The organism is Streptosporangium longisporum (assembly GCF_039534895.1).
GTDB classification, from domain to species: domain Bacteria; phylum Actinomycetota; class Actinomycetes; order Streptosporangiales; family Streptosporangiaceae; genus Streptosporangium; species Streptosporangium longisporum.
Window position 1 is genome coordinate 830,864 of sequence record NZ_BAAAWD010000015.1, and the last position, 17,789, is coordinate 848,652.

The following is a 17,789-nucleotide window of genomic DNA, read 5'->3' on the forward strand; positions in this document are numbered from 1 at the left end:
GTAGTGACTGCTCTACCTGCACGGGTCACCGAATACCGATGCTGAGGGACGTAAGAGTCGGTCCCATCGGGAGGAGGTGTCGAGATGACGGTGCAGGACATGGCCAAGCAGGTGCTGGAGATCTCCGACAGCGAGGGGCGGGAGCTGCTCGAGGAGTGGGCCACCGTGGAGAACGCCACGTTCACGGCCTACGCGAGCAGGGACCTCACCACCTTCATGCGGCCGTGCTCGAAGACGCACTGCTGAGGTCGTAGCGGAATCCGACCACACCTGAGTCCGGACGTGCGGGCCGGCGGGACTCCCGCCGGCCCGCACGCGCTTCGTGAACGGAGCCGTTGATGGCGGAGACCATCTCCCCCTTCTGCTGAGAAGGCAGATGTTCAGGGCCGCACTGTCCGCGCAGTCCCTCGATTTCCAGTCGCTCGTGGGCCGGCCCGCGCGGTACGACGACGACTGCATTCCGTGCGTCCTGATCCTCACGCGTGCCGACGACCGTGAGGCCGACCACATCTCCCTGCGCCTGGCGGCGGCGGGGATACCCCTGCTGAGAATCGACAGCGACCGTTGCGCGGGAACCGAGCTGGTCTGGGACGTCTTCCGCGGGATCGTCCACGTGGGAGGCACTACCCGTCGGAAAGCTAAATGGAGTATTGAATACTGAGGTTGAACTCGTGATGTCGCCGGGTTGCTCAGGTGGGTCTGATTGTCGGGCCGGTCTCGGCGCGGCAGCCGTTTGTGACCAGACCGTCGGCCGCCGCCGATCACCGGGTGCGCTCCGTGCGGTCGTCGTACTTTTCGCGGGCGGTGATGACTTCTTCGATGTGCAGCACGGACCACTCCGTGAGCACCTTCAGCGGTTCCCGCAGCGTCTGGCCGAGCGCGGTCAGCTCATACTCCACGTGCGGCGGCACCTCTGGGTAGACGGTCCGGCTGACCAGCCCGTCGCGTTCGAGGGTGCGCAGCGTCTGGGTGAGCATCTTCTCGCTCACGCCCGCCAGCGCCTGCCGGAGCTGGCCGAACCGGGAGGTCCCGTTCCGGCCGAGTTCGCCCAGCACGAGCACCGCCCACTTGCTGCCGATCTGGTCGAGCAGGTCCCGCGACGGGCAGCCGCGCTCGTACGGATCGAACGACGGTACGGGCCCGGTCACGTTCTCGACAGCAGCCATGCGGCTCACCTCAATGCTTTCGGTCTGGTAAGTACCGTACTAAGAAGTGGCTACTCCCCAACAGGGAGTGTCCAGGTCATTCTGTGTTCCACCCGCTGCGGACGGACCGCAGCAAGCGCGCGAGGCACGCGTGGAAGGAAGGATTGACCAACATGTCGATCGTCGTCACCGGAGCCACCGGCCATCTGGGCAGGCTCACCATCGAGGCACTGCTGCGGCGCGGGATCCCGGCCGCGGACATCATCGCGACCGGCCGAGACATCGCCAGGATCAAGGACCTGGCCGACCGCGGCATCACGGTACGCCGCGCCGACTTCTCGGACACCGACGGCCTGGCCGAGGCATTCGCGGGGGCGGACAGGCTGCTGCTGATCTCGGCCTCGGTCCCCGTGGGCGAGCGGGTCGCCAACCACCGCCGCGTGATCGACGCGGCGGCGTCCGCAGGCGTGTCGCTGGTGGCGTACACGAGCACGACGCACGCGGACACGGCCACCACCGTCATCGGTGCCACGCACGGCGAGACCGAAAAGGATCTGCGGGACCGCGGAATCCCCAGCGTGCTGCTGCGCAACGGCTGGTACCTGGAGAACTACACCAGCCAACTGCCGCAGATCCTGCAGAACGGCGTGGTCGTAGGCGCCGCGGGCGAGGGGCGGATCAGCGCCGCGTCTCGCGCCGACTACGCCGAGGCCGCAGCGGTCGTCCTCACCGCTGAAGGCCACACCGGCGCCGTGTACGAGCTCGGCGGCGACGAATCCTTCACCCTGACCGAGCTCGCTGCTGCGATCACCGATGCGGCCGGAAAGCAGGTTACCTACTCTGACCTCCCGGTGGCCGACTTCGCCCAGGTACTGGCCGCCGCAGGCCTGCCCGCCGAGCTGGCAGAGGTCCTCGCTGACGCTGACCGCGGTATGAACCGCGGCGAGATGTACACCGACTCCGGCGACTTGCACCGCCTGATCGGCCGCCCGCCCGTGCCCCTGGCCGAAGCCCTCGCGGTCGCCCTGCGTTAATGAGGTTGAACTCGTCATGTGGCCGGGTTGCTCAGGTGGGTCTGATCGTCAGGCCGGTCTCGGCAAGGCAGCCGTCTATGAGTTCGCTGCGGTACTGGATGTGCCGTAGGCCCCGCCGGATGCGCTGGACGAGGTGTTCGGGGGTGCTGAAGGCGACATTGGAGAGCCAGCCGCGTCGCAGGAGGGACCAGATCCCCTCGACGGGGTTGAGGTCGGGTGCGTAGGGCGGCAGATAGTAGATGGTCGGCCAGTCCCGGGCCTCGGCGAATTTTTGCAGGTCGGCAGCCTTGTGGACGTTGAGGTTGTCCCAGACGAGCACGATCGGGCCACCGAGCTGCTGGTGTGCTGCGATCAACAGGTCCCGGTAGCCGCGCCAGGAGAAGCTCTTGCGCCCATCGCGACGGCCGTCGTCATGGCGGGGCCGGTAGATGAGCCTGGAGCGGTGACCGGTTTTACAGCAGGTCAGCGCGGCGATGGAAATCCGCCTGCGGGAGCGGCCGCGGACCCGCACCAGCGGGGTCCGGCCGCGCTGTGACCAGGTCTTCGCGTGCGGCGGCGTCATGGAGAATCCGGCTTCGTCCTCGAAGACGAGCCAGGCTCCACGGGCCGCCGCCAGCCTTCCGCGCAGGGCCACACCTCCTTGCCCCACCCGGCCACCGCCTCGTCGTCCCGCTCCATGGCCCGTCGGGCCGGGACCTGCCAGGACCAGCCGTTACGCGCCAGCAGTTTCCGCACGCCCTGGATCGTGCAGGCCATGTGGAAGCATCGACCGATCACCGTCTTGATCCGCGCCAGTGTCCAGCGCTGGTCCTCCCAGCCGTGCGCAGCCAGCCCCTTGGCCAGCTCCGCCTCCAACTGCGCGAACTGCTCCTGGCTACGAGGGGAACCTCAGGAAGCGATGCCGGCCCCTGAGACCGCAGGGCCCGCGGACCGCCCTCCTCCCACTTCTGCCGCCACCGTTGTACCGAGCGGACGTTGACGCGCAGGGCCTTGGCGATGACCGAGGTCGCCTCGCCCTGGGCGAACCGCTCGGCCGCCTTGAGTCGTAACTCCTCGCGGAACTGCCGCCGTTCGGCAGTCAGTCCGCCTCCTTGTGCATACCGCACGCCCCGGTGATACCGCACGGACGACGAGCCATCAGCCCCTACGACATCACGAGTTCAACCTCAGTAACGGACTCATCCCGAGAGCTTGGGTTCGTTCCGCTCATCGTCTTCGGCGATACGTAGGCGGTGATCTGTGACGACGGAGCGAGGTTGGCCGAGGTGCAGCGCATCATTGGCGGAACGATCACGACTTGAGGTTCGGAAGCGGACGCCAAGCTCGTTCATGCCAAACGCTCCGCAGCGGCTTCGCCGTGGTGCGGGCGTTGATGCAGTCCGCAGTAGATGACGGCGTAGTTCCGGCGAATCCCTGCTCACGGGTGCCACTCCCCCGGATTGAGCCGCGTGTGGTCGAGCCGCTTCCTGTAGCTGCGGTCTTGGCGTTGACGGAGACGATCACGCCCCGGTACAGGCTGGCTGTGTGACTTGGGGCGGGTCTCGGCCTGCGAGAGGGGGAAGCCCTCGGTCTCACAACGGGGAAGGTGGACTTTCTCCGACGTCGGGCTCACGTTCACCAGCAGATGCAGCGCGGTCAACTGTCGCCGTTGAAGACCAAGGCATCGAAGCGGTTTGTCCCGGCGGACGACTTGGTCCTCGCCGAGATCACTGCACACATGCAAAGGTTCGAGCCGGGCGCCAACGATGTGCCGATCACTAACCGGTGTCGGCGGCCGGTCAAGAGGTCTTCGTTCTGGACATGTTGGTCCGCAGCAGTCGAGGGCGCCGACCTACCGAAAGGGACCCGGTTTCACGATCTCCGACACTTCTACGCATCGAGTCTGATCCGGGCGAACCTCGACCCGAAGGTGATCCAATCCAGGCTTGGTCACGCGACGATCAGCGAGACCATGGACACGTATGGACATCTGTTCCCCGACGATGAGGATCTTGGGCGCGGCGCCATCGAAAGCATGACCATTCCGGCGCTGACGGAACAGCAGCGGAACACGGGCACGAAGTGAATGCTCCGTCGCAGGTCAGGGCCTTAGAGGCGGACGAGTCGGCCTGTAGGCCGGGTTCTGTCCTTCACTCGCGTGAAGGGGCGACCATCCATCTAGGGCCGTCGTTGCCGGCGGCCTCAAGCGGTCTACCCGCGCGGCTCGGGCGGGCAGCCCTCGAACGTCGCGCGCGGGACGCTCCGGGGAGCGCCCCTTCTTGACCTTGCTCCGGGTGGGGTTTACCGAGCCGCCCACGTCACCGTGGGCGCTGGTGGTCTCTTACACCACCGTTTCACCCTTACCCCGTCTCGCGACGAGGCGGTCTGTTCTCTGTGGCACTTTCCCGCGGGTCACCCCGGGTCGGCGTTACCGACCACCCTGCCCTGTGGAGCCCGGACCTTCCTCGGCGGGCCTCCGGAGAGGCCCGACGCGGCCGCCCGGCCGGCTCGTCCGCCGTGATCCAAGCCTATCGGCTCCCACGTGGGCTCCAACCGGGCGGCAAGAGGCCCGCGCCGGAACGGGGATCGAGCGGGACGGGGGCACGCGAGCAGGACCCGGGACCGCCGGTTCAGCGCAGGTGCGAGGTGTCGTTGAACGTCTTCACCACCGCCGGGCCGTCGGCGTAGTACTCGATCAGGGACAGGGCCGACAGGTCGAGGTGCATGCGGTACAGCGCGGCGAGGGGGGCCAGCAGCGCGAACCGCACCAGCATCTTGATCGGCGTGACGTGGGAGACGACGAGGATCGTCTTGCCCTCGTAGCGCTCGATCAGCAGGTCCCTGGTCGCCTCGATCCGCCGCGCCGCCACCCCGAAGCTCTCCCCACCCGGCGGCGCGGCGGACGGGTCCGCCAGCCAGGTGGCGAGCTCGTCGGGCCAGCGGCGCTGGATCTCGGTGAAGGTGTGACCCTCCCAGTCGCCGAAGTCGGTCTCCCTGAGCCCCTCCTCGACGACGACGTCCAGGCCGGCCCTGGTCGCGACGGCCTCCGCGGTGGCGCGGGCGCGCCTGAGCGGGGAACTGACGATCACCTGGAGGCCGTACGACTCCTTCGCCAGCTTCGCGGCGGCGGCGTCGGCCTGGGCCACGCCGTTGGGAGTGAGCTCGGGGTCGCCGAGCCCGGAGAACCTGCGCTCGACCGAGAACGGCGTCTCGCCGTGCCGCAGCAGGTACATCGAGGTCGCGACGGAGGTGGGCGGGCGCCAGCCGGTGCCCGGGCTCGTCGACGTGGCCTTCCGCTCCGCCCTCGCGGGTGCCTCCGCGACCTCGGTGTCGGTGTCGGTGTCGAAGAGGAGCAGGTTCTCGGCGGGCCCTGCGCCGGTGACGGTGGCGGGGGCGCTCTTCTTGGAGGACCGGCCACCGGACGTTCCGGCCCCGGACGCCCGTGGCGCGGACGAGGCCGCCGACGTCCCCGCGGAAGAGCCGGACGAGCCGGACGCTCCCCTCGCGCCCTCGGCCGACCTCGCGGCCGGGGCGGCCGACGTCCCCGCCACCGCGCCCGAGGACGCCGACGACGCCGACAGGGACCAGGGACGTCCCTTGGCGGCGGCGTCCATGGCCTCGTTGGCCAGGCGGTCGGCGTCCTTGTTCTTCTCCCTCGGGATCCAGCGCCAGGTCACCTTCAGGCGCCTGGCCAGGGCACCGGCCTCCAGGGCGAGCGGGCGCAGGCCCTCGTTCTTGATCTTCCAGCGGCCGGCCATCTGCTCGACGACCAGCTTGGAGTCCATCCGCACCTCGACCCTGGCGCCGTCCCCGGCCAGGGAGAGCAGGCAGGCCAGGCCCGCGATGAGCCCCCGGTACTCGGCGACGTTGTTGGTCTGGGTACCGATCGCCTCGGCCGTCTCGACCAGGATCTGGCCGTCGGCGGCGTCCTTGACGACGGCCCCGTACCCGGCCGGTCCGGGGTTGCCCCGGGAGCCGCCGTCGGCCTCGATGACGTACGAGGTCACGGGCGAGGTCACAGGCCGGACTCCGCGGTGCGGACCAGGATCCGGCGGCACTCCTCGCAGCGGATGACCTCCTCCTGCGAGGCGGCCTTGATGCGGTTGATCTCGGCGATGGACAGGCTCGTGCGGCAGCCCTGGCAGCGGGCCCCCTGCAGCATGGCGGCGCCCACCCCGAACTGCTCGCGGAGCTTGCCGTAGAGGGTGAGCAGGTCGGCCGGGATGTCGCCGGCGACCTCCTCGCGCCTGGCCTGGAGTTCGCCCCTCTCCTTGTCGATCTCGGCGAACGCGGCGTCCCTGCGGTCCTCGGCGGTGCCGCGGGTGCCGGCGAGCTCGTCTCGCTCGGCCACGAGCCTGGCGGCCTGCTCGTCGGCCGTCTCGCGGCGCTCCATGATCTCCAGGACCACCTCCTCGAGGTCGCTCTGCCTGCGGCTCAGGGAGGCGATCTCGGACTGGAGGCTGGCCAGGTCCTTGGGGGAGGAGACCTGGCCGGAGTCGAGGCGCTTCTGGTCGCGCATGGCGCGGCTGCGGACCGAGTCGACGTCGGCCTCGGCCTTGGTCTGCTCGCGGGCGAGGTCCCCGGACTCGGTCTCGGCGGCGATCACCTGTGTCGCGATGCGGGCGATACGGGCGGAGAGTTCGTCGATCTGCGCCAGCTCCGGCAGGGTGCGGCGGCGGTGGGCCAGCCGGTCGAGGGCGGAGTCGAGTTCGGCCAGGTCAAGCAGACGCTTCTGGGCCGCAGGGGCTGCTTTCACGTGAAATCCTCGCACTTTGCTGTTGTGTTCCAGGCGTCCGTGACCGTCTCGGATACGCGCGTCTCAACATTAATCCCCCGGGCGGCCATCGCGGACGTGAGATGGCCCGCCGCGTCGGCGAGCCAGGGCCACTCGGTGGCCCAGTGGGCCGCGTCGATCAGCGCGGGGGCACCGGGGTCCTCGACGAACTCGCTCGCCGGGTGGTGGCGCAGGTCGGCGGTGAGGAACACGTCCACACCGGCGGCGCGGGCCGTGCCGAGCAGCGAGTCCCCGGCTCCCCCGCTGACCGCGACCCTCCGTACGGGGCGGGCCGGGTCGCCGGCGACCCGCAGGCCGCCGGCGGTGGCGGGGAGCCCGCGGGCGGCCTGCCGGGCGAACTCGGCGAGCGGTACGGGGGCGGGCAGCGAGCCGATCCGGCCCAGGCCGCGGCGGGGGTCGTCGTCGGCGGGCCTGAGCGGCACGAGCGGGCCGGTCAGGCCGACGGCGCGGGCCAGCGCGTCGGAGACCCCGGGGTCGGCGACGTCGGCGTTGGTGTGCGCGGCGAAGAGCGCGACGTCGTTCCTGACCAGGGTGTGGACCAGGCGGCCCTTGGGGGTGGTGGCCGCGACGCTGGTGGTGCCGCGCAGGTAGAGCGGGTGGTGGGTGACGATGAGGCCGGCACCCCAGTCGAGGGCCTCCTCGGCGACGGCGGCCGTCGGGTCGACCGCGAACAGGATGCGGCGCACCTCGGCGGAGGGGTCCCCGCAGACGAGCCCGACCGCGTCCCACGACTCCGCCCAGCGCGGGTCATAGCGGGTCTCGAGCTCCGTGACGATCTCGGCAAGCGTAGGCACCTGCGCAGACTACCGGCCTATTCCCCGATCCCGGCCGAGCGCCTAATGTAAGTGGATGCTGACCCCCGGAGGGCGCCTGTGAGCCCGAACATCGCGATCATCGGTGCCGGATTCGGCGGGCTGTGCATGGCCATCCGGCTGGAGAAGGCCGGCATCCGCTCGTACACGATCTTCGAGAAGGGGCCGGACGTCGGGGGCACCTGGCGGGACAACACCTATCCGGGGGCGGGCTGCGACATCCCCTCACACCTGTACTCCTTCTCGTTCGAGAAGTACTCCAGCTGGACGCGCCGCTATCCCGGGCAGCCGGAGATCCTGGACTACCTGCGACGATGTGCCGACGCCCACGGCCTGCGCCCGCGCATCCGGCTGAACACCGAGGTCGTCTCGGCCACCTTCGACGAGCCGTCGGGCCGGTGGCGGGTGCGCACCGTGAGCGGCGCCGGGGACGATGCCGGGGACGGGGAGGAGGTGTTCGACGTGGTGGTGTCGGCCATGGGGCAGCTCAACCGGCCCCACCTGCCCGACATCCCGGGAATGTCGGCGTTCGCCGGGGCGGCCTTCCACTCGGCCCGCTGGGACCACTCCCAGGACCTGACGGGCCGCCGGGTGGCCGTGATCGGGAACGGCTCCTCGGCCGCGCAGTTCGTCCCGAAGGTGGCCGAGGTCGCCGCTCACCTGGACGTCTTCCAGCGGACCCCGAGCTGGGTCATCCCCAAACCGGACGCCGTCTTCGGTCCCCGTATGCGGGCGGCCCTGCACCGCGTGCCGTTCCTGCAGCGCGCCTACCGCGAATGGGTGTACCGCTACGGCGAGCACACCCTGTACCCGGCCCTGGCCGGGGGGTGGAGCGCCGACCTGGTGCGCAGGCGCGCCCTGGATCACCTGCGCGCGCAGGTCCCTGACCCGGAGCTGCGCGCCAGGCTGACCCCGGACTACCCGGTCGGCTGCAAGCGGGTCGTCATCGACAACGGGTTCTACCCCGCGCTGGCCCGCCCCGACGTGGACGTCGTCACCGACCCGATCGTCCGGATCGTCCCGGAGGGCGTGCGGACCGTCGCCGGGCTCCGCGAGGCCGACGTGATCGTCTACGCGACCGGCTTCCGGACCACCGAGTTCCTGGCCCCGGTCCGGATCACCGGGCGCGGCGGGCGGGTGCTGGCCGAGGAGTGGAGGGATGGCGCCGAGGCCTACCTCGGCATCGCCGTCCCGCGTTTCCCCAACCTGTTCCTGCTGTACGGGCCCAACACCAACCTGGGTCACAACTCGATCGTCTTCATGATCGAGTGCCAGGTCCGCTACATCATGGGGTGCCTGCCGCACCTGGCCGAGCGCGGGCCGATGGAGGTCAGGCCGGAGGCGATGGCCACCTGGCGGCGGAGCCTGGACCGGGCCATGAGCCGCATGGTCTGGCAGGCGGGCTGCAGGAGCTGGTACAAGAACGAGGCCGGCCGGGTGACCGGTAACTGGCCGGGGACGACGATGCTCTACCGCCGCATCACCAGGGCCCCGCGCCCGGACGCCTTCCGCTTCGCCCGCTGACCCCCACCCCCACCCCCACCCCGGCCCCCGATCCCGCGGCCCACCGGCCCACCGGCCCACCGGCCATCGGCCCACAGTCCACCGGTCCGCCGATCCTCCGCCCCGGCCCGCCGGACGGCCGGGGACGCGACGATGCCGGTAGCGTCGGGACGGACGAGAGCCGTCCACCCAGAAGGGCCCGCCCGTGTCCGCCGACCTGCACCTCGGCCCCCCGGCCGCCGACCTGCACCGCGACTCCGTGGTCGCCGACGCCCACAACGACCTGCTGATGGCCGTCACCGCCAGGCCGCCGCGGCGGTGGGCGTCGTTCTTCCGGGAGCGGTGGCTGCCCCAGCTCGTCGAGGGCGGGGTGAACGTGCAGGTGCTGCCCGTCTTCGTCGACGACGCCTACCGGCCCGAGGGCGCGCTCCGGCAGACCCTGCGCATGATCGAGTGCGCCCACGTGCTGGCCGAGGGGAACGCCGACGCCGTACGGCTCTGCCTGGACGGGACGCAGGTCGACGAGGCGCTCGCCGAGGGCAGGATCGCCCTCGTCCTGGCGATGGAGAGCATGCCGGGGCTGGACTCCGCCGTCGAGCTGGTGCCGACGCTGCACCGGCTGGGCGTGCGCGTCGCCTCGATCGCGCACTGGGGACGCACGGCACTGGCCGACGGCAGCGGGGAGGACGCCACCGGCAGCAGGCTCACCGCGGCCGGGGTGGAGACGCTGCGGGAGATGGAACGGCTCGGCATCGTCTTCGACGTCTCCCACCTGGGCGCCAGCGGGGTGGAGCACGTGCTGGAGCTGGCGGCCCGGCCGGTGATGGCGACCCACTCGTCGGCCCGCGCGCTGCGCGACCACCACCGCAACCTCACCGACGAGCAGTTGCGCGGGGTGGCCGCGACCGGGGGCGTGGTGTGCGTGAACTTCCTGGCCGCCCTGCTGTCCGCCGATCCCGCCGAGTACACCCTGGACCGGCTGGTGGACCACATCGAGCACGTGGCGGGCGTCGCCGGGATCGACCACGTCGGCCTGGGGCCGGACTTCATCCGCGAGGTCATGCACGACGTGAAGCCGCCGTGCTGCGAGGACGACTACGGCATCGACGCGTTCGCGGCCGTGCCGGGGCTCGCCGGCCCGGGCGGGCTGCCGCTGGTCACCGAGGCCCTGCTCAAGCACGGCTTCGCCGACGAGGAGATCACGAAGATCATCGGCGGGAACGTGCACCGGTTCTTCCGCGCCGAGCTGGGCCGGCCCGGCGACCGGTGACGGACCGTCGCGGCCCGCGCGACCGGCCGGGCCCGGTCCGTTCCGGCCTGTTCCGGCCTGTTCCGGTCGCCGTCGCCCGCCCGGGCCGGGGACCGCCGGGCCCGGTGGGAGCGCCTAGCGGGCCAGGTACTCCTCCCTGACCCGGGAGCGGGAGAGCTTCCCGGTCGGGGTCCGGGGCAGCTCGTCGCGGAACTCCACCACCCTGGGGTGCTTGAAGCGGGCGATGCGCGGGCCGAGGTGGTCGAGGAGATCCTGCGGGCCGGGGGCGGAGCCGGGCACCGGCTGCACCAGCGCGACCACGGTGTGGCCCCACTCCTCGTCGGGCACGCCGATCACCGCGACGTCGGCGACCGAGGGGTGCTCCAGCAGCGCCGCCTCGATCTCGGCCGGGTAGATGTTGACCCCGCCGGAGATGATCAGGTCGGTGCGCCGGTCGCAGATGAACAGGAAGCCGTCCTCGTCCATGAAGCCGATGTCGCCCGGCGCGTACCAGGCGCCGCGCATGCTGGCGGCGGTCTTGGCCGGGTCCTTGCGGTACTCGAACCCGCCGGTGGCCGACCTGACGTGGATCATGCCCGCCTCCCCCGGGGGGAGCTCCTTCCCGTCGGCGTCGAGGATCCTCGCCTCGACGCCCGGGACGGGGCGGCCGACCGTGCCGGGACGCGCCAGCCAGTCGAGCGGCTTGACCGCGAAGGCGACGGAGGACTCGGTGGAGCCGTAGTACTCGTACAGGACCGGCCCCCACCAGTCCATGACGCCCTTCTTGACCGCGACCGGGCAGGCCGCGCCGGTGTGGACCACCTGCCGGAGCGAGGAGACGTCGTAGCGCTCCCTGACCTCCGCCGGGAGCTGCAGCATCCGGTGGAACATGGTCGGGACCATCATGGCGTTGCTCACCCGGTGGCGGCCGACGAGCTCCAGGACGGTCTCCGGCTCGAACCTGGCCGCGATCACCACGGTGTGCCCGAGGTGCAGGGCGAACATGGTGTGCGCGCACGGCGCCGAGTGGTACATCGGCGAGGTCACCAGGTGGACCTCGTCGCCGGGCCGCAGGTCGCAGACCTCCCCCATGAACCAGGTGTAGAGCGGGACGGTCTCCTCGGGCTCCTTCCCGGACAGCGGGCGCTGCACGCCCTTGGGGAACCCGGTGGTGCCCGAGGTGTACCACATGACCGCGCCCGAGGTGCGGTCCGCCGGGGCGGTCTCCGGCTGCCCCCCGGCCAGGGCGGCGACGCCGTCCAGGGCGCCGCCGACCGGGAGGGCCGCGCCGCCGGCGGGGCCGGTCACCACGACGCGGGCGTCGCAGTCGTCCAGGATGTAGCCGATCTCGGCGGGGGTGAGGTGCCAGTTGACCGGTACGTAGTACAGCCCCGTCTGCCCGGTGGCCATCAGCATGACCACCGCGTCGATGCCGTTGGGCAGCACCCCGGCGACCACGTCGCCCGTCGTGAGCCCGCGTGCCCGCAGTCCGTGCGAGACCCGGTTCACCAGGGCGAGCAGCTCGCCGTACGTCGTCACGGTGCCGTCGGTGTCGATCAGGGCGCGGCGTTGCGGGTCGGCCTCGGCGATCCGGTAGAAGCCGGGCAGGGCGCTGATGTCGGCCATGCCCCTCCTCAGAGCTCCAGCAGCTCGGCGAGACGGGCCCGGTGCGCGCGGGGCGGCCCCAGCAGCACCTCGTCGGCCTTGGCCCGCTTGTAGTACAGGTGCGCGTCGTGCTCCCAGGTGAACCCGATGCCGCCGTGCAGCAGCAGGTTGTCGCGGGCCACCTCGAAGCAGGCCCGGCCGACGTAGGCCTGGGCGAGCGCGGCGGCCGAGGGCAGCTCGCCGGGCGCCTCGTCGGCGGCCCAGGCGGCGTACCGGACGATCGACTCGGCCTGTTCCAGCTTGCAGTGCATGTCGGCGAGCCTGTGCTTGACGCCCTGGTAGGAGCCGATGAGGCGGCCGAACGTCACCCGGAGTTTCGCGTAGCCGACGATGGCCTCCAGGCAGGCGCGCAGCACGCCGAGCTGCTCGGCGGCCACCGCGACCGCGAACAGGTCCCTGGCACGCGCCACGCCCTGCGCCGAGGAGACGATCTCCTCGGCGCCGGTCAGGTCCACCCGGGCCTGCCTGCGGGTGATGTCCAGGGTGGTCAGCGGGGTACGGGTGCCGCCGCGCACGGCCAGCACGCGGGGGCCGTCCAGCGCGAGCACCACGTCGGCCTCGGCGCCGTTGATCGCGCGGTCGCCGTCGAGGACGACGGTCGCGACCGTGGTGCCCGCGGCGATGCCGGGCAGCAGTTCCTTCTCGCCGGTCTCGGTCAGCAGGATCGTGGCCAGCGCGCCCGCCAGGAAGGGGCCGGGCAGCAGTGCCGCGCCGGTCTCGGTCAGCACGACGGCGAGCTCGGCGTACCCGGCCCCGGCTCCGCCGTGCTCCTCGGGGACGACGAGGCCGCTCAGGCCCAGCTCGCCGTCGAGCCTGCGGTAGACCTCGGGGTCGTGACCGGTCCCGGACTCGGCGGCCTGCCGGACCCGGGGCAGCGGCGAGGCCGAGGCGAGGAAGGAACGGACCGCGTCGCGCAGCTCCCGCTGTTCCTCGGTGAGCACGAGTCTCATGTGTTTCGCCCTTTCTGCACCGGCCGGCGGGTCACCCGTTCACCGTGAGGTCCTTGAACGGCACGTTCTTGTCCAGGCGCGGCTCGGGCGGCAGGCCGAGCACCCGGTCCCCGACGATGTTCCGCATGATCTCGTTGGTGCCGCCGCCGAGGGCCATCGCCGGGGCCAGGGAGAGCGCCTCGGCCAGCCCGCCGCCGCCCTCCTCGTAGGCGACGGCCTCGGGCCCGGCCAGGGAGGTGGCCAGGTCTGCCTGGAACATGGTCAGCTCGGCCAGCAGCAGCTTGGCGGCGCTGCCCCGGGCGCCGGGGAAGATCCCGGCCCTGGTCTCCTGGGAGAGCCTCTGGTTGAACAGGGCGAGCGCGCGGGAGCGGACGTACAGCTCGACGAGCGCGTCCCTGACCACCGGGTCGGAGGTGTCGGCGGTGCGGCGCAGCGCGTCGAAGGCGACCGGGTTGTCCTTCTGGCCGCCCATGCCGACCCCGCTGGAGATCGACAGGCGCTCGTGCAGCAGGGTGGTGACGGCGCAGCTCCAGCCGTCGTTCACCTGGCCGACCAGGTTCTCCCCGGGGATGTGCACGTCGTCGAAGAAGATCTCGTTGAAGTGCGCGCGGCCCGTCATGTCGCGCAGCGGGCGGACGGTGACGCCGGGGGCGCGCATGTCCACGATGAACATCGTCAGGCCCTTGTGCTTGGGCACGTCCACATCGGTGCGGGTGAGCAGCAGGCCGTAGGAGGCGTGCTGGGCGACGGAGGTCCACACCTTCTGCCCGGTGACCCGCCAGCCGTCCTCGGTGCGGACGGCCCGGGTCTGCAGGGCGGCGACGTCGCTTCCGGCTCCGGGCTCGGAGAAGAGCTGGCACCAGATCTCCTCGCCGCGCAGCAGCGGCCGCAGGTGGCGGGCCTTCTGCTCGGGGGTGCCGAGGTCGACCAGGGTGGGACCGCACATGCCGAGCCCGATGGAGAAGACGTAGGTCGGCAGCGTGAAGTCCTTGGCCTCCTCGGCGAAGGCCCGCTCCTCCGCCTGGGTCAGCCCCTGCCCGCCCCACTCGCGCGGCCAGGTGATCCCCGAGTAGCCCGCGTCGTACAGGCGCGCCATGAAGCCCTTCGCCGCGGCGACGCCACCGGGGTCCGGGGCGGCCTCGACCTCGGTGTTCCCGGCGTTGGCCTCCAGCCAGGCCCTGGCCTCGCGCCGGTACTCCTGAAGATTCATGTCCGCTCCAATCAGTGCTCACTTACTCTAGCCAGCGCCGGATGGGTCGTACAGAGCAATGCTCTACTAAGGAGTTTTGGAGATATTTGCCCCGCCTTGGCCGTGAATGTCCATGAAACGGCAAGTAATCCCCCAGGGTTTTCCATACGCCGGGGGGTGACGTGTTCGAGGGGAGGGCGTGGTCGGTACGTCTGCGACTGACGATGACCGCGGTCATGATGGCCCTGGTCTCCGGCGTCGCCATCACCGCGGTCGCGACGGCCGCCCTGCACGACCTGTCGGGAGCGTTCAAGACCGAGGAGGTGGCCGGGGCCGCGCTGCAGACGGCCCGGCTGTCCTGGCCGGGGCCGGTCCCGGCCGTGCTGCCGAGGGGGAAGAGCGACGGCATCCAGGTGCTGGACGCGACGGGCCGGGTCGTCGCCGCCACGCCCAACCTGGCCGGAGCCCCTCCGGTGACGGACTTCGTCCCCCCGGGGTCGGGGGCCACGCACGAGAGCAGGGTCTGCGACCTGCCCGCCTTCCCCGGGGAGTGCGTGCGGGTGGTGGCCTTCCGGGTCCATCGCGAGGGCGGCGACCTGGTCGTCTACTCCGTCGCCGAACCGGTCCCCTGGTACGTCCATCCCGGGTTGTTCGCCGTCATCCTCGGCGCCTCGCTGCTGACCGTGCTGCTGTCGGGGCTGGGCGCCTACCGGACGGTGGGCGAGGCGCTCGAACCGGTCAAGGAGATCAGGAGGGAACTGGAGGAGATCACCGCGACCGACATCGGCCGCCGGGTGACGGTCCCGGCCGTGCGGGACGAGATCAGGCAGCTGGCCGAGACGATCAACCAGACGCTGGACCGGCTGGAGGCCGCGGCCGAGCAGCAGCGCAGGTTCGCCTCGGACGCCTCGCACGACCTGCGCAGCCCGCTCACGGCCATGCGCGCCCAGGTGGAGGAGGCGCTGCTCTACCCCGACGACGTGGACTGGAACTCCAAGGCCAGGGCGATGCTCTGCAGCCTGGACCGGCTCCAGGCGATCGTCTCGGACCTGCTCACGCTGGCCAGGCTCGACTCCGGGATCTCCGCGCGCCGTGAGCGGATCGACCTGGGCGCGCTGACCGGTGACGAGCTGGACCGGCGCAGGGCACGCATCCGGATCGACAGGGACCTGTCACCGGGGGTGACGGTCGTCGGCGACCGGCTCCGGCTGGCCCGGTTGCTGACGAACCTGGTGGACAACGCCGAACGGCACGCCGCCCACCGGGTCTCGGTGAGAGTGTCCCGGGCCGGGGACACCGGGAACACCGAGAGCGGTCGGGACGAGAGGGACGACAAGGGCACCGCCGTCGTGGAGGTGCTCGACGACGGCGCCGGGATCGCGCCCGAGCAGCGGGAACTGGTCTTCCAGCGGTTCACCCGGCTGGACGCCTCCCGTAACAAGGACGCCGGGGGCACCGGGCTGGGACTGCCCATCGCCCGGGAGATCGCCCTCGCGCACGGCGGCACCCTGAGGCTGGAGGACGACTCCGCGGGAGCGCGCTTCGTGCTGCGTCTCCCGCTCGCCCGCGAGCAGGAGGACGATCCCCCCTGAGCCGGACATGTCACGGCTCACGGGGGCTCCGGCCGGGCCACGGGAGCCGCGTCCCGTGCGCACAGGGCCCGTACCAGGGGTGCCCCTCACCTGGGGTCACACCCCCCTGACCTTCACCCCTGCCCCGGACAGCCGGACTTGACCCGCTAGTGTTCCCTTGTGGCAAGGGGATTTGGGCGATTACGTCGTGAAGATCTGCTCCGGACCGCCTGTGATGTCATCGCGACCCAGGGGTTCGCTCACACCCGAACCGCTGACATAGCCCAGGCGGCCGGGGTGAGCCAGGCGCTGCTCTTCTACCATTTCGAGACCAAGGAGAAGCTGTTCGCCCAGACGTTCTCCTACGCCGCCCAGCTCGACCTGGACGCGCTCGCCGCGGTGGAGGAGGCGGGCGGCTCCCCCCTCGACCGGCTGCGGGCCCTGCTGAGGCTGTACTCCCCCATCGGCAAGTCCAAGTCGTGGGCCCTGTGGATCGACGCCTGGGCCGAGTCGATGCGCAACCCCGACCTGGAGGAGATGTCCCGCAGGATCGACCTGCGCTGGAGGCAGTCCCTGCGCGCGATCATCGAGGACGGCGTCAGGGCGGGGGTGTTCACCTGCCCCGATCCCGAGGGGGCGACCTGGCGGATCATCTCGCTGATCGACGGCCTGTCCACGCAGTTGACGGTGCATCGCCGGGTGCTGCCGCGGGCCCGGCTGACCGGGTTCATCCGGACGGCCGCGGCGGCGGAGCTGGGTCTGTCACCCGACGAGCTGGGCTGAGCGGCCCGCCGGGCAGCACGATCAGCAGCATGGCGAGGGCGATCAGTCCTCCCCCGAGGAAGACGCCCACGGTGAGCGGCTCGCCGTACAGCGCGACGGCCAGGGCGGTCACCCAGAGCGGCTGGGACGACAGGATCACCGCCGCGGACACCGGCGGGACGTGCACCTGGCCCCACGAACGGGCCAGGAAGCCCAGCGCGCACGCCACGATCGACAGGTGGCCGAGGGCGGCCCAGTCGCCCGGGGCCGCGGGCAGGGTCAGGCCGTCCGGCGCGGCGAGGAGGCCCGTCATCACCGCGATGGTGCCGAGCTGGATCACCGTGACCGCGTAGGCGTTCTGCCGGGCGGCCGGGGAGTTGCCGAGCGCCAGCGTGTGGCCCGCGTACAGCACCGCGGACAGCAGGGTGACGAACAGCGCGGGCGGCGAGACGTGGCCGCCCTCGGTGCCGCGCAGCACGGTGAAGACGGCCATCGCGGCCATCGCCAGCGCCGCCGCGGCCCAGACCCGCGCCGACGTCCTGGCCCCCAGCAGGACCAGCCCGAGGACCGGGGTGATCACCACGTACGAGCCGACCGTGAACCCGGAGACCGACGAGGGCAGGTCGTGCAGCGCGACCGCCTGGACCGTCTGGCCCAGGCCGAACAGCAGGCCGAGCAGGATGCCGGTCGGCCAGGTGCCCTCCGGCAGCCCTCGCAGGTGCCCGGGCCGGAGCGCGGCCAGCGCGAGCGCGGCGATGCCGTACCGCTCGGCGAGCAGGTCCGCGACGGGCACGCGGACGATGAGGTCCTTCATCAGCGGGAAGGCCGATCCCCAGGCGGCGCTGACGAAGATCAGGAGCATGATTCCCGCGACGGGCCGGGGAGCTACCACTGCCATACCGGAAGGGTGACATCACCCAACGCGACGACCCCGTCACTCACCGGATCGGGAGTGGCCCGAATACAACGCTGAGTGAAGGACGCCACACCGGCACGCGGGACCTCATACCCTCGGCGACCTTTGCGTCTTATTGGACTCTTCGTACAATTAGGACGAAAAATCGGATGGGAGTGCGGCGACGACGAGGGGATGATCAGGGCGTCCCGCATCCCCGGCCGGGTCGTCAGAGACGTC

Annotated in this window: 19 protein-coding genes and 1 other RNA gene; 8 read left to right on the top strand and 12 right to left on the bottom strand. The window is 71.3% G+C overall.

Translation table 11 applies throughout. The features are described 5' to 3' along the window. Positions 1 to 84 precede the first annotated feature (84 nt). Entirely contained in the window at positions 85 to 246 is a 162-nt protein-coding gene (locus tag ABD832_RS29985; RefSeq protein ID WP_344901614.1) for a hypothetical protein, read from the top strand. Between the two features lie 130 nt (positions 247 to 376). Continuing rightward, a complete protein-coding gene (locus ABD832_RS29990; RefSeq protein ID WP_344901617.1) occupies positions 377 to 661 on the top strand; it encodes a hypothetical protein in 285 nt (94 codons plus the stop codon). Between the two features lie 100 nt (positions 662 to 761). Here ABD832_RS29990 and ABD832_RS29995 read toward each other — a convergent pair whose 3' ends face one another. Beyond that, positions 762 to 1,166 carry a winged helix-turn-helix transcriptional regulator gene (locus ABD832_RS29995; RefSeq protein ID WP_344901620.1) on the bottom strand — a complete coding sequence of 135 codons (405 nt, stop codon included), beginning with the start codon at positions 1,164 to 1,166 and terminating at the stop codon, positions 762 to 764. A gap of 152 nt (positions 1,167 to 1,318) precedes the next feature. Between ABD832_RS29995 and ABD832_RS30000 the strand changes: the two genes are divergently transcribed. After that, on the top strand, positions 1,319 to 2,179 hold the full coding sequence (locus tag ABD832_RS30000; protein WP_344901623.1) for an SDR family oxidoreductase: 861 nt from the start codon (positions 1,319 to 1,321) through the stop codon (positions 2,177 to 2,179). 31 nt (positions 2,180 to 2,210) lie between these two features. On the opposite strand, the gene ABD832_RS30005 is transcribed toward ABD832_RS30000, so the two are convergent. Genes ABD832_RS30005 through ABD832_RS42350 form a run of 3 tightly spaced genes read right to left on the bottom strand, consistent with a single transcriptional unit; the run spans position 2,211 to position 3,303 of the window. Beyond that, on the bottom strand, positions 2,211 to 2,813 hold the full coding sequence (locus ABD832_RS30005) for an IS630 family transposase (RefSeq protein ID WP_344901626.1): 603 nt from the start codon (positions 2,811 to 2,813) through the stop codon (positions 2,211 to 2,213). After that, positions 2,738 to 2,935, bottom strand: coding sequence for a helix-turn-helix domain-containing protein (locus tag ABD832_RS42345; RefSeq protein ID WP_413224458.1), 198 nt, complete (start codon positions 2,933 to 2,935; stop codon positions 2,738 to 2,740). The genes ABD832_RS30005 and ABD832_RS42345 overlap by 76 nt, the downstream gene beginning before the upstream one ends. 17 nt (positions 2,936 to 2,952) lie before the next feature. Continuing rightward, positions 2,953 to 3,303 carry a helix-turn-helix domain-containing protein gene (locus tag ABD832_RS42350; RefSeq protein WP_413224424.1) on the bottom strand — a complete coding sequence of 117 codons (351 nt, stop codon included), beginning with the start codon at positions 3,301 to 3,303 and terminating at the stop codon, positions 2,953 to 2,955. Positions 3,304 to 3,725: 422 nt separating this feature from the next. Between ABD832_RS42350 and ABD832_RS30010 the strand changes: the two genes are divergently transcribed. After that, complete coding sequence (locus ABD832_RS30010; RefSeq protein ID WP_344901813.1) at positions 3,726 to 4,244, top strand: site-specific integrase; 519 nt, start codon at positions 3,726 to 3,728, stop codon at positions 4,242 to 4,244. Positions 4,245 to 4,274: 30 nt separating this feature from the next. Here ABD832_RS30010 and rnpB read toward each other — a convergent pair. The 4 genes from rnpB to ABD832_RS30030 all read right to left on the bottom strand — a co-directional run bounded on the left by rnpB (position 4,275) and on the right by ABD832_RS30030 (position 7,747). Next, an RNA gene (gene rnpB, locus ABD832_RS30015) (RNase P RNA component class A) lies at positions 4,275 to 4,669 on the bottom strand. A 119-nt stretch (positions 4,670 to 4,788) separates the two neighbouring features. After that, positions 4,789 to 6,177 (bottom strand): bifunctional RNase H/acid phosphatase, encoded by a 1,389-nt coding sequence (locus ABD832_RS30020; protein WP_344901629.1) that lies wholly within the window; start codon positions 6,175 to 6,177, stop codon positions 4,789 to 4,791. Continuing rightward, positions 6,174 to 6,914: a zinc ribbon domain-containing protein gene (locus ABD832_RS30025; protein ID WP_344901631.1), complete on the bottom strand. Its 741-nt coding sequence runs from the start codon at positions 6,912 to 6,914 to the stop codon at positions 6,174 to 6,176. The genes ABD832_RS30020 and ABD832_RS30025 overlap by 4 nt, the downstream gene beginning before the upstream one ends. Continuing rightward, entirely contained in the window at positions 6,911 to 7,747 is an 837-nt protein-coding gene (locus ABD832_RS30030; RefSeq protein ID WP_344901633.1) for a Nif3-like dinuclear metal center hexameric protein, read from the bottom strand. Before ABD832_RS30030 ends, ABD832_RS30025 begins: the two co-directional genes overlap by 4 nt. Positions 7,748 to 7,825: 78 nt before the next feature. On the opposite strand from ABD832_RS30030, the gene ABD832_RS30035 reads away from it, so the two are divergent. Beyond that, positions 7,826 to 9,289, top strand: a complete 1,464-nt coding sequence (locus ABD832_RS30035) for a flavin-containing monooxygenase (RefSeq protein ID WP_344901636.1) — start codon at positions 7,826 to 7,828, stop codon at positions 9,287 to 9,289. A 184-nt stretch (positions 9,290 to 9,473) separates the two neighbouring features. Further along, positions 9,474 to 10,538: a dipeptidase gene (locus ABD832_RS30040; protein WP_344901639.1), complete on the top strand. Its 1,065-nt coding sequence runs from the start codon at positions 9,474 to 9,476 to the stop codon at positions 10,536 to 10,538. Positions 10,539 to 10,652: 114 nt separating this feature from the next. Here the strand turns inward: ABD832_RS30040 and ABD832_RS30045 are convergent, their stop codons facing one another. The 3 genes from ABD832_RS30045 to ABD832_RS30055 are packed head-to-tail and all read right to left on the bottom strand — an operon-like array spanning position 10,653 to position 14,342. Next, entirely contained in the window at positions 10,653 to 12,143 is a 1,491-nt protein-coding gene (locus ABD832_RS30045; protein WP_344901642.1) for an AMP-binding protein, read from the bottom strand. A gap of 8 nt (positions 12,144 to 12,151) precedes the next feature. Beyond that, a complete protein-coding gene (locus ABD832_RS30050; protein ID WP_344901645.1) occupies positions 12,152 to 13,132 on the bottom strand; it encodes an acyl-CoA dehydrogenase family protein in 981 nt (326 codons plus the stop codon). 31 nt (positions 13,133 to 13,163) lie between these two features. Then, on the bottom strand, positions 13,164 to 14,342 hold the full coding sequence (locus ABD832_RS30055) for an acyl-CoA dehydrogenase family protein (RefSeq protein ID WP_344901648.1): 1,179 nt from the start codon (positions 14,340 to 14,342) through the stop codon (positions 13,164 to 13,166). A gap of 203 nt (positions 14,343 to 14,545) precedes the next feature. Here ABD832_RS30055 and ABD832_RS30060 point away from each other — a divergent pair, with 203 nt between their 5' ends. Together ABD832_RS30060 and ABD832_RS30065 are read left to right on the top strand one after the other, a co-directional pair. Beyond that, positions 14,546 to 15,913: a sensor histidine kinase gene (locus ABD832_RS30060; protein WP_344901650.1), complete on the top strand. Its 1,368-nt coding sequence runs from the start codon at positions 14,546 to 14,548 to the stop codon at positions 15,911 to 15,913. A gap of 159 nt (positions 15,914 to 16,072) precedes the next feature. Then, positions 16,073 to 16,675: a TetR/AcrR family transcriptional regulator gene (locus ABD832_RS30065; protein WP_344901653.1), complete on the top strand. Its 603-nt coding sequence runs from the start codon at positions 16,073 to 16,075 to the stop codon at positions 16,673 to 16,675. Here the strand turns inward: ABD832_RS30065 and ABD832_RS30070 are convergent. Then, positions 16,620 to 17,552, bottom strand: coding sequence for a DMT family transporter (locus ABD832_RS30070; protein ID WP_344901656.1), 933 nt, complete (start codon positions 17,550 to 17,552; stop codon positions 16,620 to 16,622). The two genes, ABD832_RS30065 and ABD832_RS30070, sit on opposite strands and share 56 nt — an antisense overlap. Positions 17,553 to 17,789 lie beyond the last annotated feature (237 nt).